Annotated in this window: 12 protein-coding genes; all 12 read left to right on the forward strand. The window is 70.3% G+C overall.

What is annotated here, in order from left to right; all coding sequences use genetic code 11:
- Positions 1-77: 77 nt before the first annotated feature.
- The gene (locus tag ACH4ZA_RS13565) at positions 78-1,778 is read left to right on the forward strand and encodes a UDP-N-acetylmuramoyl-L-alanyl-D-glutamate--2,6-diaminopimelate ligase (RefSeq protein WP_398429438.1); all 1,701 of its coding nucleotides are present in this window, start codon (positions 78-80) and stop codon (positions 1,776-1,778) included.
- Between the two features lie 4 nt (positions 1,779-1,782).
- A complete protein-coding gene (gene murF / locus ACH4ZA_RS13570; protein ID WP_319281350.1) occupies positions 1,783-3,213 on the forward strand; it encodes a UDP-N-acetylmuramoyl-tripeptide--D-alanyl-D-alanine ligase in 1,431 nt (476 codons plus the stop codon).
- Positions 3,210-4,283 carry a phospho-N-acetylmuramoyl-pentapeptide-transferase gene (gene mraY / locus ACH4ZA_RS13575; protein ID WP_319281349.1) on the forward strand — a complete coding sequence of 358 codons (1,074 nt, stop codon included), beginning with the start codon at positions 3,210-3,212 and terminating at the stop codon, positions 4,281-4,283. The genes murF and mraY overlap by 4 nt, the downstream gene beginning before the upstream one ends.
- Complete coding sequence (gene murD / locus ACH4ZA_RS13580; protein WP_319281348.1) at positions 4,265-5,683, forward strand: UDP-N-acetylmuramoyl-L-alanine--D-glutamate ligase; 1,419 nt, start codon at positions 4,265-4,267, stop codon at positions 5,681-5,683. Before mraY ends, murD begins: the two co-directional genes overlap by 19 nt.
- Before the next feature lie 108 nt (positions 5,684-5,791).
- Entirely contained in the window at positions 5,792-7,156 is a 1,365-nt protein-coding gene (gene ftsW / locus ACH4ZA_RS13585; protein ID WP_319281347.1) for a putative lipid II flippase FtsW, read from the forward strand.
- Between the two features lie 6 nt (positions 7,157-7,162).
- The gene (gene murG / locus ACH4ZA_RS13590; RefSeq protein ID WP_319281346.1) at positions 7,163-8,260 is read left to right on the forward strand and encodes an undecaprenyldiphospho-muramoylpentapeptide beta-N-acetylglucosaminyltransferase; all 1,098 of its coding nucleotides are present in this window, start codon (positions 7,163-7,165) and stop codon (positions 8,258-8,260) included.
- A 27-nt stretch (positions 8,261-8,287) separates the two neighbouring features.
- Positions 8,288-9,082: an FtsQ-type POTRA domain-containing protein gene (locus ACH4ZA_RS13595; protein ID WP_319281345.1), complete on the forward strand. Its 795-nt coding sequence runs from the start codon at positions 8,288-8,290 to the stop codon at positions 9,080-9,082.
- Between the two features lie 277 nt (positions 9,083-9,359).
- Positions 9,360-10,550 (forward strand): cell division protein FtsZ, encoded by a 1,191-nt coding sequence (gene ftsZ, locus ACH4ZA_RS13600; protein WP_398429442.1) that lies wholly within the window; start codon positions 9,360-9,362, stop codon positions 10,548-10,550.
- On the forward strand, positions 10,547-11,275 hold the full coding sequence (gene pgeF, locus ACH4ZA_RS13605; protein ID WP_319281343.1) for a peptidoglycan editing factor PgeF: 729 nt from the start codon (positions 10,547-10,549) through the stop codon (positions 11,273-11,275). Before ftsZ ends, pgeF begins: the two co-directional genes overlap by 4 nt.
- Positions 11,276-11,281: 6 nt before the next feature.
- On the forward strand, positions 11,282-12,001 hold the full coding sequence (locus ACH4ZA_RS13610) for a YggS family pyridoxal phosphate-dependent enzyme (RefSeq protein WP_319281342.1): 720 nt from the start codon (positions 11,282-11,284) through the stop codon (positions 11,999-12,001).
- 128 nt (positions 12,002-12,129) lie between these two features.
- On the forward strand, positions 12,130-12,771 hold the full coding sequence (locus tag ACH4ZA_RS13615; protein WP_319281341.1) for a cell division protein SepF: 642 nt from the start codon (positions 12,130-12,132) through the stop codon (positions 12,769-12,771).
- Positions 12,772-12,844: 73 nt separating this feature from the next.
- Complete coding sequence (locus tag ACH4ZA_RS13620; RefSeq protein WP_319167576.1) at positions 12,845-13,129, forward strand: YggT family protein; 285 nt, start codon at positions 12,845-12,847, stop codon at positions 13,127-13,129.
- Positions 13,130-13,154 lie beyond the last annotated feature (25 nt).

The raw sequence follows: 13,154 nt of genomic DNA on the forward strand, positions 1-13,154 counted from the left end.
GTCCGGAGCCCCCGCCCCTTTCCGCCCTCGCACCCCGAACGCCACTGTTCAGCGCCGAGCAAGCCAGGAACCAGCCCGTGACCATGATCACTCCCGACCCCGGGACTCCCGCACCGCCCACGGCGCCCCCCGCCGGGCCGCCCGCGAGTCCGCCGACGGCCCCGCCCTCGCTTCGCCCGCAGCCGGGTGCGCCCGGTACGCTCACCGCCGTGCCACACGCTGATCAGTCCCAAACCACCCAGAAGGGCGCTTCCGTGACATATCCGGGGCCGCCGCGACCGGCTCAGGTCTCCGCCACACCCCTCGCGGAACTCGCCGATCAGCTGGGCGCCGCGCAGCCGGGCGACGCCGCCGTCGAGGTCACGGGCATCACCCACGACTCGCGCGCGGTCCGCCCCGGCGACCTGTACGCCGCCCTGCCCGGCGCCCGTCTGCACGGCGCCGACTTCGCCTCCCAGGCTGCGAGCCTGGGTGCGGTCGCCGTGCTGACCGATCCGGCCGGCGCCGAGCGCGTCGCCGCGACCGGCCTGCCGGCCCTGGTCGTCGACGACCCGCGCGGGTCGATGGGCGAGCTGGCGGCCGCGATCTACGGCCGACCCGGCCGCGGTCTGCTCCAGATCGGCATCACCGGCACCTCCGGCAAGACCACCACCGCGTACCTCGTCGAGGGCGGCCTGAAGCCCGTCAGGTCCACCGGGCTGATCGGCACGGTCGAGATGCGCATCGGCGACGAGCGCATCAAGTCCGAGCGCACCACTCCCGAAGCCACCGACCTCCAGGCCCTGTTCGCCGTCATGCGCGAGCGCGGCGTCGAGGCGGTCGCGATGGAGGTCTCCAGCCACGCGCTGGTCCTCGGCCGGGTCGACGGCTGCGTCTTCGACATCGCCGTCTTCAACAACCTCAGCCCGGAGCACATGGAGTTCCACTCGGGCATGGAGGACTACTTCCGGGCCAAGGCCCAGCTGTTCACGCGGAAACGCAGCAAACTCGGCGTGGTCAACCTCGACGACGAGTACGGCCGGAGGCTGGTCCAGGAGGCGGAGGTGCCGATCGTCACGTTCTCCGCCGAGGGCCACCCGGACGCCGACTGGCGCGCGGTGGACGTCGAGACCGGTCCGATGGACTCGACGTTCACCGTCCTGGGTCCCGACGGCGTGCGGATCGCCGCCAGGTCGCCGCTGCCGGGCAGCTTCAACGTGGCGAACACCCTCGCCGCGATCGTCTCCCTCGCCGCGGCCGGCATCGACCCGCGGACCGCCGCCGACGGCGTCGCCGCCGTGCCGGGGGTGCCGGGCCGCCTCGAGCGGGTGGACGCCGGACAGCCCTACCTCGCCGTCGTCGACTACGCCCACAAGACGGACGCCGTCGAGTCGGTGCTCAGGGCGCTGCGCAAGGTCACCAAGGGCCGGCTGCACGTGGTCCTCGGCTGCGGCGGCGACCGGGACCGCACCAAGCGCGCCCCGATGGGCGCCGCCGCCGCCCGGCTGGCCGACACCGCCGTACTGACCTCCGACAACCCCCGCTCCGAAGACCCCCTGGCGATCCTCGCGACGATGCTCCAGGGCGCGGCGTCGGTGCCGGCCCACGAGCGCGGCGACGTGCAGCTGTTCGAGGACCGGGCCGCCGCGATCGCCGCGGTGGTGGCCCGGGCGCACGCCGGGGACACCGTGCTGGTCGCGGGCAAGGGCCATGAGCAGGGCCAGGACATCGCCGGAGTGGTCCGTCCGTTCGACGACCGCCAGGTGCTTCGCGAAGCTATCCAGCAGACCCAGGGATGAACTTGTGATCGCCCTCTCCCTCGCCGAGATCGCAGCAGCCGTCGGCGGGCAGACGCACGACATACCGGATCCGTCCGTGGAAGTCACCGGACCGGTCGTCCGGGACTCCCGCGAGGTGGCTCCCGGCAGCCTCTTCGTCGCCTTCGTCGGCGAACGGGTGGACGGCCACGACTATGCGGCAGCGGTCGTCGAGGCGGGCGCGGCGGCCGTGCTGGCCTCCCGGCCGGTCGGCGTGCCCGCGATCGTCGTGGACGACGTCCAGACGGCGCTGGGGGCCCTCGCCCGGCACGTCGTCCACCGGCTCGGCGCCACCCTCGTCGCGCTCACCGGCTCGGCCGGCAAGACCAGCACCAAGGACCTGATCGCCCAGGTGCTGCAACGCAAGGCGCCGACGGTGTTCACGCCCGGCTCCCTCAACAACGAGATCGGACTGCCGCTGACCGCGCTGTCGGCCACCGAGGAAACCCGTTTCCTCGTGCTGGAGATGGGCGCCCGCGGAATCGGCCACATCCGCTACCTCGCCGGTCTGACGCCCCCGAAGATCGGCCTCGTCCTCAACGTCGGCACCGCCCACATCGGCGAGTTCGGCGGTCGCGAACAGATCGCACAGGCAAAGGGCGAGCTGGTCGAGTCGCTGCCGTCGGCGGCCGACGGCGGCGTCGCGATCCTCAACGCCGACGACCCGTTGGTCCGGGCCATGGCCTCCCGTACGAAGGCGAAGGCGGTCTTTTTCGGAGAGTCCGGCGAAGCGGACGTACGGGCCGAGAACGTGCGACTCACGGACACCGGACAGCCCGCCTTCCGCCTTCACACACCCTCCGGGTGCAGCGATGTGACCATGCGCCTGTACGGTGAGCATCACGTGTCGAACGCGCTCGCCGCGGCCGCCGTCGCCCATGAGCTGGGCATGTCCGCGGAAGAGATCGCCACCGCGCTCTCCGAGGCGGGCTCCCTCTCCCGCTGGCGTATGGAGGTCACCGAGCGCCCGGACGGCGTGACGATCGTCAACGACGCCTACAACGCGAACCCTGAGTCCATGCGAGCCGCCCTGCGTGCACTGGCGGCCATGGGCGAAGCCTCACGGGCGAAGGGGGGCCGGACCTGGGCGGTGCTCGGCAAGATGGCCGAGCTCGGGGACGAGGCGCTCGCCGAGCACGACGCGGTCGGACGGCTCGCCGTCCGGCTCAATGTCGGCAAGCTCGTCGCGGTCGGGGGCAGGGAAGCCGCCTGGCTGCAACTGGGCGCATACAACGAGGGTTCGTGGGGTGAGGAGTCGGTGCACGTGTCCGACGCACAGGCGGCTGTCGACCTGTTGCGCAGCGAGTTGCGCCCGGGGGACGTCGTCCTCGTGAAGGCGTCCCGTTCGGTCGGTCTGGAGACCGTCGCGCAGGCGCTGCTCGCGACCGACGCCGAGGGCGAGGTCGTCGCCCGATGATGAATCAGATCCTCTTCGCGGGCGTCATCGGTCTGTTCCTGACGCTGATCGGCACGCCGCTGCTGATCAAGCTGCTGGCGCGCAAGGGCTACGGCCAGTACATCCGTGACGACGGCCCGCGCGAGCACGCCAGCAAGCGCGGTACGCCGACCATGGGCGGCATCGCCTTCATCCTGGCGACGGTCGCCGCGTACTTCCTGTCCAAGCTGATCACGGGCAATGCGCCGAGCTACACCGGTCTGCTGGTGCTGGGCCTGATGTGCGGCATGGGCCTGGTCGGCTTCCTCGACGACTACATCAAGATCGTCAAGCGGCGCTCGCTGGGCCTGCGGGCCAAGGCGAAGATGGCCGGCCAGCTCATCGTCGGCATCGCCTTCGCGGTCCTGTCGCTGCAGTTCTCCGACGCCCGCGGCAACACCCCGGCCTCCACGAAGCTGTCCTTCATCACGGACTTCGGCTGGACGATCGGCCCCGTGCTGTTCGTCGTCTGGGCGCTGTTCATGATCCTCGCGATGTCCAACGGCGTGAACCTGACGGACGGTCTGGACGGCCTCGCCACCGGCGCGTCCGTGCTCGTCTTCGGCGCCTACACCTTCATCGGCGTCTGGCAGTTCCAGGAGTCCTGCGCCAACGGCGAGACCCTGACCAACCCCAACGCCTGCTACGAGGTGCGCGATCCGCTGGACCTCGCGGTCATCTCCGCGGCGCTGATGGGCGCCTGCCTGGGCTTCCTGTGGTGGAACACCTCGCCGGCCAAGATCTTCATGGGCGACACCGGTTCGCTGGCGCTCGGCGGCGTCCTCACGGGCCTCGCCATCTGCTCCCGCACGGAGCTGCTGGTGGCCATCATGGGCGGCCTGTTCGTCCTCATCACCATGTCGGTGGTCATCCAGGTCGGCTCCTTCAAGCTCACCGGCAAGCGGGTCTTCCGGATGGCGCCGCTCCAGCACCACTTCGAACTCAAGGGCTGGTCCGAGGTCCTCGTGGTGGTCCGTTTCTGGATCATCCAGGGCATCTGTGTGATCGTCGGACTGGGCATCTTCTACGCGGGATGGGCAGCAGAGAAGTGACCGACTGGCAGGGGAAGAACGTCACCGTCGCCGGGCTCGGCGTCTCCGGCCTCCCGGCGGCCAAGGTGCTCCACGCGCGCGGCGCGAACGTCACCGTCGTCAACGACGGCGACGACGCACGCGCGCGTGAGCAGGCCGCCGAGCTGGAAACGCTGGGCGTCACCGTGCGCCTCGGTGACGGGGCGACCCTGCCCGAGGGCACCGAGCTCGTCGTCACCGCGCCCGGCTGGAAGCCCGACAAGCCGCTGTTCACCGCGGCCCACGCGGCCGGAGTCCCGGTCTGGGGCGACGTCGAACTCGCCTGGCGGCTCAGGGGTCCGGACGCGGCGCCCTGGCTGTGCGTCACCGGCACCAACGGCAAGACGACCACCACCCGGATGCTCGCGTCGATCCTCGAGGCGGCGGGCCTGCGTACGGCGGCCGTCGGCAACATCGGCGTCTCCCTGCTGGACGCGGTGCTCGGGGACGAGGAGTACGACGTCCTCGCCGTCGAACTGTCCAGCTACCAGCTGCACTGGGCGCCGTCCCTGCGCGCGCACTCCGCGACCGTCCTCAACCTCGCCCCCGACCACCTCGACTGGCACGGCTCCATGGAGGCGTACGCCAAGGACAAGGGGCGCGTCTACGAGGGCAACCGGGTCGCCTGTGTCTACAACGTCGCCGACAAGGCCACCGAGGACCTGGTGCGCGAAGCCGACGTCGAGGAGGGCTGCCGGGCGATCGGCTTCACCCTCGGCGCCCCCGCCCCGTCCCAACTCGGCGTGGTGGACGGCATCCTGGTCGACCGGGCCTTCGTCGAGGACCGGCACAAGAACGCCCAGGAGCTCGCCGAGGTCGCCGACGTCGATCCGCCGGCCCCGCACAACATCGCCAACGCCCTTGCCGCGGCGGCCCTCGCACGGGCCTTCGGAGTGCCCCCCAAGGCCGTACGGGACGGCCTGCGGGCCTTCGTGCCCGACGCCCACCGCATCGCCCACGTCGCCGACGTGGACGGAGTCGCGTACGTCGACGACTCCAAGGCGACCAACACCCACGCGGCGCAGGCCTCGTTGGCGGCCTACCCGTCGATCGTGTGGATCGCCGGCGGACTGGCCAAGGGCGCGACCTTCGACGAGCTGGTGGCCGGGTCGGCCGAGCGGCTTCGCGGCGTGGTGCTCATGGGCGCCGACCGCGCCCTTATCCGGGAAGCCCTGGCGCGACACGCCCCGGAAGTACCCGTCGTCGACCTCGACCGGACCGACACTGGGGCGATGTCCGCAGCCGTCCAGGAGGCCCGGCGGCTCGCCGCCGAGGGCGACACGGTGCTCCTCGCCCCCGCCTGCGCCTCCATGGACATGTTCGTCAACTACAACCAGCGCGGTGACGCGTTCGCTCAGGCCGTCCGCGAACTCGGAACCTGACCCGGCCGCCTGCCGGGCGACCTTGGGAGGGACGCGTGGGACCGTCACGGCCGACGTACGGCGCAGCAGCCGAGCGCGGCGGCTGCGCCGCGTGCAGCGGAGCGGCAGATGCCCGGTAGCCGTACCGGGCGGCCGCCCGTCCAGCGAACCGTCCGCAGACCTGCCGGCGCCTCCCGGCCGCGCCGCGACAACCCCGTACGACGGCTGCACGCACGCGTGCAGAAGGCCTGGGACCGCCCGCTGACGGCCTACTACCTGATCTTCGGCGGCAGTCTGCTGATCACCGTGCTGGGCCTCGTCATGGTCTACTCGGCCTCTCAGATCACCGCGCTGCAGATGTCCCTGCCCGGTTCGTTCTTCTTCCGCAAACAGTTCCTGGCCGCCTCCATCGGGGCGGTGCTCTTGCTGGTCGCGTCCCGCATGCCGGTGAAACTGCACCGCGCCCTCGCCTACCCGATCCTCGCGGGCGCCGTCTTCATGATGGCGCTGGTGCAGGTCCCCGGGATAGGGATGTCGGTCAACGGCAACCAGAACTGGATCTCGCTGGGCGGCTCCTTCCAGATCCAGCCCAGCGAGTTCGGCAAGCTCGCGCTCGTGCTGTGGGGCGCCGACCTGCTCGCCCGCAAACAGGACAGGAAGCTGCTCGGCCAGTGGAAGCACATGCTGGTGCCGCTCGTGCCGGTCGCGTTCATGCTGCTCGGGCTGATCATGCTGGGCGGCGACATGGGCACGGCGATCATCCTCACGGCCATCCTGTTCGGCCTGTTGTGGCTGGCGGGTGCGCCCACGCGGCTCTTCGTCGGCGTGCTGTCGATCGCCGCCACGCTCGGTGTGATCCTCATCAAGACCAGCCCCAACCGCATGGCCCGGCTGCAGTGCATCGGCGCGACCGATCCCGGCCCGGGCGACGCCTGCTGGCAGGCGGTGCACGGCATCTACGCCCTGGCCTCCGGCGGGATCTTCGGCTCGGGACTCGGGGCGAGTGTGGAGAAATGGGGGCAACTCCCCGAAGCGCACACCGACTTCATCTTCGCCGTCACCGGTGAGGAACTGGGTCTCGCGGGGACGCTGTCGGTGCTCGCCCTGTTCGCGGCTCTAGGCTATGCGGGTATCCGCGTGGCCGGACGCACGGAGGACCCCTTCGTGAGGTATGCCGCGGGAGGCGTGACCACCTGGATCACCGCTCAGGCGGTGATCAACATCGGTGCGGTGCTCGGCCTGCTGCCGATCGCCGGCGTCCCCCTCCCGCTGTTCTCCTACGGGGGCTCCGCCCTGCTGCCGACCATGTTCGCCATCGGGCTGCTGATCGCCTTCGCACGCGACGAGCCCGCTGCGCGGGCTGCGCTTGCGATGCGGCCCCGCCGCTTTGGTAGAAAGCGGGGGGCGGGGGGCTCCGCGTTCGCACGGGGCCCCCGGAGATGGAACACGATGCGACGGCGTGCCTCGGCGGCGCGCCCGTCCGGAGAGCGGTGAATTTCGGTGCATGTCGTACTCGCTGGTGGGGGGACCGCCGGCCACATCGAGCCCGCGCTCGCCCTCGCGGACGCCCTGCGCAGGCAGGACCCCGGTGTGGGGATCACGGCCCTGGGCACGGAGCGCGGCCTGGAGACCACGCTCGTTCCGCAGCGGGGCTACGACCTCGCGCTGATCCCCGCCGTGCCGCTGCCGCGCAAGCCCACCCCTGAGCTGATCACCGTCCCGGGCCGGCTGCGCGGCACGATCAAGGCCGCCGAGCAGATCCTGGAGCGCACCAGGGCGGACGCCGTCGTGGGCTTCGGCGGCTACGTGGCCCTGCCCGGCTACCTCGCGGCCAAGCGCCTCGGTGTGCCGATCGTCGTCCACGAGGCCAACGCCCGCCCGGGCCTCGCCAACAAGATCGGCTCGCGCTACGCGGCCCGGGTGGCCGTCTCCACGCCCGACAGCAAGCTGCGCGACGCCCGCTACATCGGCATCCCGCTGCGCCGCTCCATCGCCACCCTGGACCGCGCCGCGGCCCGCCCCGAGGCCCGGCACATGTTCGGCCTCGACCCCAACCTGCCGACCCTGCTGGTCTCGGGCGGCTCGCAGGGCGCCCGCCGGCTCAACGAGGTCGTCCAGCAGGTCGCGCCCTGGCTGCAGCAGGCCGGCATCCAGATCCTGCACGCGGTCGGCCCGAAGAACGAACTGCCGCATGTGCAGCAGATGCCGGGGATGCCCCCGTACATCCCGGTACCGTACGTCGAGCGGATGGACCTCGCGTACGCCGCAGCCGACATGATGCTGTGCCGGGCGGGCGCGATGACCGTCGCCGAGCTCTCCGCCGTGGGACTTCCGGCCGCCTACGTTCCGCTGCCCATCGGCAACGGCGAACAGCGGTTGAACGCCCAGCCGGTGGTCAAGGCGGGCGGCGGACTGCTGGTCGACGACGCGGAACTGACCCCCGACTGGGTCCGGGAGAACGTCCTGCCGGTCCTCGCCGATCCGCACCGGCTGTACGAGATGTCCCGCGCCGCCAGCGAGTTCGGCCGCCGGGACGCCGACGACCTGCTCGTCGGCATGGTGTACGAGGCGATCGCCGCCTCCCGTGCGCACCGTTAGGCACGATGGACGAAAGGGCAGGGGAGCGTGGCCGGATCCGCCACCGCCGAGCGCGGTGCACGCCAGCAGGAGTCGTCCGGCCCGCCCCTTGTCCGGCGGTTGGGGCCGCGCCGGCTTCGTATGATCATCATTTTCGCGCTGGCGGTCTCCCTCCTCGGCGGGGGCGCCGTCTGGGCGTTGTACGGCTCGCAGTGGCTACGGGTGCGGGAGGTCACCGTCACCGGCACCGCCGTGCTGACCCCGCAACAGGTGCGTGACGTCGCGGACGTGACCGTCGGAACCCCGCTCATTTCGGTCGACACCGACGCGGTCGAGTCGAGACTGCGCAAGGAATTGCCCCGGATCGACTCGGTTGAGGCGGTCCGTTCCTGGCCGCACGAAATCAGCGTGAAAGTGGTGGAGCGCACGCCGGTTCTCCTGATCCGAAAAGGGGCGAAATTCGTGGAAGTGGACGACGAAGGCGTCCGTTTCGCCACGGTTTCCGAGGCCCCGAAGGGCATCCCCCTGCTGGAAACGGCGGCCTCCTCCTCGCGATCGGCGGCGGCGAGTCTGCGCCGCTTCACGCAGGCCCGGCTCGTGCGGGAGGCGGTCCGCGCGGCCGACTCGCTGCCGTCCGCCGTCGCCCGCGAGACACGGCTGGTCAGGGTCCGTTCCTACGACGACATCGCACTGCGGCTGACGGGCGGCCGTACGGTGGCCTGGGGCAGCGCCGAGAACGGCGCCGCGAAGGGCCGCGCACTCACCGCTCTCATGAAAGCCGCCCCGGCCGCACGGCACTTCGACGTCAGCGCTCCCACCGCTCCCGCGTCATCGGGGAGTTGACGCACATCCGCGCAGGCCAGCACCCTGGTTGGGCAGCGACATGGCTGATCACATAGGGTGAAAAGAAAAACGGGAGGTTCGGCGTGTTCGTTGAACGGGCGCCACTTGTCGACTTAGTGTCCTGTTCAGAAGACTTCAACGAACGGACACACTGGTAACCCTAAACTTCAGCGTTAGGGTTCGGGTCGGCGAAACGGACCGTCCCATTCGGCATCAGTCGTCGGATCGCATCACCTGTGACGCGACGACACGTAACTCGAGGCGAGAGGCCTTCGACGTGGCAGCACCGCAGAACTACCTCGCAGTCATCAAAGTCATCGGTGTCGGCGGCGGTGGTGTCAATGCCATCAACCGGATGATCGAGGTCGGTCTCAAGGGCGTCGAGTTCATCGCCATCAACACCGACGCGCAGGCGCTGTTGATGAGCGACGCCGACGTCAAACTCGACGTCGGACGCGAACTCACCCGCGGACTCGGCGCCGGCGCCAACCCGGCCGTCGGCCGCAAGGCCGCCGAGGATCACCGCGAGGAGATCGAGGAGGTCCTCAAGGGGGCCGACATGGTCTTCGTGACGGCCGGAGAGGGCGGCGGCACCGGTACCGGCGGCGCGCCGGTCGTGGCCAACATCGCCCGCTCCCTGGGCGCCCTCACCATCGGCGTGGTCACCCGCCCGTTCACCTTCGAGGGCCGGCGCCGCGCCAACCAGGCCGAGGACGGCATCGCCGAACTCCGCGAAGAGGTCGACACCCTCATCGTCATCCCCAACGACCGGCTGCTGTCCATCTCGGACCGCCAGGTCTCGGTCCTCGACGCCTTCAAGTCGGCCGACCAGGTCCTGCTCTCCGGCGTCCAGGGCATCACCGACCTCATCACCACCCCCGGTCTGATCAACCTCGACTTCGCCGACGTCAAGTCGGTCATGTCCGAGGCCGGCTCGGCCCTCATGGGCATCGGCTCGGCCCGCGGCGACGACCGCGCGGTGGCCGCCGCCGAGATGGCGATCTCCTCGCCGCTCCTGGAGGCCTCCATCGACGGCGCCCGGGGCGTGCTGCTCTCCATCTCCGGCGGCTCCGACCTCGGCCTGTTCGAGATCAACGAGGCCGCCCAGCTGGTCAGCGAAGCCGCCCACCCCGAGGCCAACATCATCTTCGGAGCGGTCATCGACGACGCCCTCGGCGACGAGGTGCGGGTCACGGTGATCGCGGCCGGCTTCGACGGCGGGCAGCCGCCGGCCCGGCGGGAGACCGTCATGGGCTCTTCCTCGGCCCGGCGCGACGAGCCCACTCCGGTACGGCAGCCCGAGAGCCGCCCGTCCTTCGGCTCGCTCGGCAGCGTGACCCCGAAGGAGGACCCGGAGCCGGCGCCCGAGCCGGTGGCCGACCTCCCGTCCTCCCCGCCGGTGCCGCCGTCGCGGACCTACTCGGACAGCGCGGCCGAGGAGCTGGACGTGCCGGACTTCCTGAAGTGATAGGACAGCGCGAGAGCGTGAGCGGCGCGCACTTCGCCTTCACCGACCGGTGGGGCGGGGTGAGCGCCGTTCCGTATGAGCAGCTCAACCTCGGCGGGGCGGTCGGCGACGAACCCGGCGACGTGCTCGCCAACCGTGAGCTCGCCGCCAAGTCGCTCGACCTCGACCCGGGCCGGGTCGTCTGGATGAACCAGGTGCACGGCGCCGACGTCGCCGAGGTCGACGGCCCGTGGGCCGCCCGGCCCGTCCCCGAGGTGGACGGCCTGGTCACCGCCGTGCGTGGGCTGGCCCTCGCCGTGCTGACCGCGGACTGCGTGCCGGTTCTGCTGGCCGACCCGGCGGCGGGCGTGATCGCCGCGGCCCACGCGGGAAGACCGGGGATGGTCAAGGGGATCGTGCCCGCCGCGGTCGAGGCGATGACCTCGCTCGGCGCCGACCCCGCCCGGATCGTCGCCCGCACCGGACCCGCCGTGTGCGGGCGGTGCTACGAGGTGCCGGAGGCGATGCGCGCCGACGTCGCCGCCGTCGAACCGGCGGCGCACGCCGAGACCGGCTGGGGCACTCCCGCCGTCGACGTGACCGCCGGGGTGCACGCCCAGCTCGAGCGGCTCGGGGTACGTGACCGGGCGCGGTCGCCCGTGTGCACAAGGGAGTCGAAGGACCATTTCTCATACCGGCGCGATCGCACCACGGGGCGACTCGCGGGATATGTCTGGCTGGACTGATGGGGCATGACGGACCGTAAGGACGAACTCGCCGCGAATCTGGCGAAAGTGGAGGAGCGCATCGCCGCCGCGTGCGCGGCCGCCGGACGGGTGCGGGAGGAGGTGACCCTGATCGTGGTCACCAAGACCTACCCGGCGAGCGACGTGCGCATCCTGTCCGGACTCGGCGTGCGCCATGTCGCCGAGAACAAGGACCAGGACGCGGCGCCGAAGGCGGCAGAGTGCTCCGACCTGCCCCTGAGCTGGCACTTCGTCGGGCAGCTGCAGACCAACAAGGCGCGGTCGGTGGTCGGTTACGCGGATGTCGTGCAGTCCGTCGACCGCGCCAGGCTGGTGACGTCGCTGTCGAAGGAGGCGGTCCGGGCCGGGCGTGAGGTGGGCTGCCTCATCCAGGTCGCCCTCGACGCCGGGGTGAGCGAGCGGGGCGAGCGGGGCGGCGTGGCCCCGGGCGGCGTCGCGGAGTTGGCCGACCTGGTGGCCGGCTCGCCGGGGCTGCGGCTCGACGGACTGATGACGGTCGCCCCTCTGACCGGGGAGTTCGCGGGACGTCAACGAGCGGCGTTCGGGCGGTTGATGGATTTGTCGACTGACCTGCGCCGAGCTCATCCTGCTGCGAACATGGTGTCCGCGGGAATGAGTGCGGACCTCGAGGAGGCTGTGGCGGCCGGAGCGACACATGTACGCGTCGGCACTGCGGTACTCGGAGTCCGCCCCGGGCTCGGGTAACGTCGCCAGGAAGTCGGACCACAGCAGAAAATATGGTCATTACCGCCGAAAGGCGGCCATAAGGGCCACGTGGATCGAGGGACTTGGCAGTAGGAAGTCGATCCACCACAGAGCGGAGGACTCAGAGCATGGCCGGCGCGATGCGCAAGATGGCGGTCTACCTCGGCCTCGTGGAGGACGATGGTTACGACGGCCGGGGATTCGACCCCGACGACGACTTCGAACCCGAGCTCGACCCGGAACCCGAGCGGGAGCACCGGCGACACGAGTCGGCGCACCAGTCCCACGGTGCACACCAGTCCCAAAGGGATGAAGAGGTGCGAATCGTACAGCCGCCCGCCCAGCGTGAGCCGGTGGCGCGATCCTCTTCGCTCCCCGCGGAATCCGGGCGTCCGGCGCGCATCGCGCCCGTGGCGTCCATCACACAAGAACGCCAGTCCCTGGAGAAGAACGCACCGGTGATCATGCCCAAGGTCGTGTCGGAACGAGAGCCGTACCGGATCACCACGCTTCACCCTCGGACCTACAACGAGGCCCGTACCATCGGGGAACACTTCCGTGAGGGCACCCCGGTGATCATGAATCTGACTGAGATGGATGACACAGACGCGAAGCGACTTGTCGACTTTGCGGCCGGTTTGGTGTTTGGTCTTCACGGCAGCATCGAGCGGGTGACGCAGAAGGTGTTCCTGTTGTCGCCTGCTAACGTCGATGTCACGGCGGAGGACAAGGCCCGCATCGCAGAAGGCGGGTTCTTCAACCAGAGCTGAGACGTAAGACCGGTAGAAGCAGTACAAAGCAGTACAGAGCAGCACGGAAACAGGGGAGAGGGAAGCACCGAACATGGGCGTGGTCCTGGATGTCGTCTACATCGCGCTGATGGTGTTCCTCATCGTGCTCATCTTCCGGTTGGTCATGGACTACGTCTTCCAGTTCGCCCGCTCATGGCAGCCCGGCAAGGCGATGGTGGTCGTTCTGGAGGCCACCTACACTGTCACCGATCCACCGCTCAAGCTTCTGCGGCGGGTAATCCCGCCGTTGCGTCTCGGGGGCGTGGCGCTCGACCTGTCCTTCTTCGTACTGATGATCATCGTTTACATCCTGATCTCGATCGTGAGCAAGCTGTGAGCGATGTGAACTACCGTCTTGCCGA

The sequence above is a fragment of the Streptomyces sp. NPDC020597 genome (assembly GCF_044335095.1).
Lineage (GTDB): Bacteria > Actinomycetota > Actinomycetes > Streptomycetales > Streptomycetaceae > Streptomyces.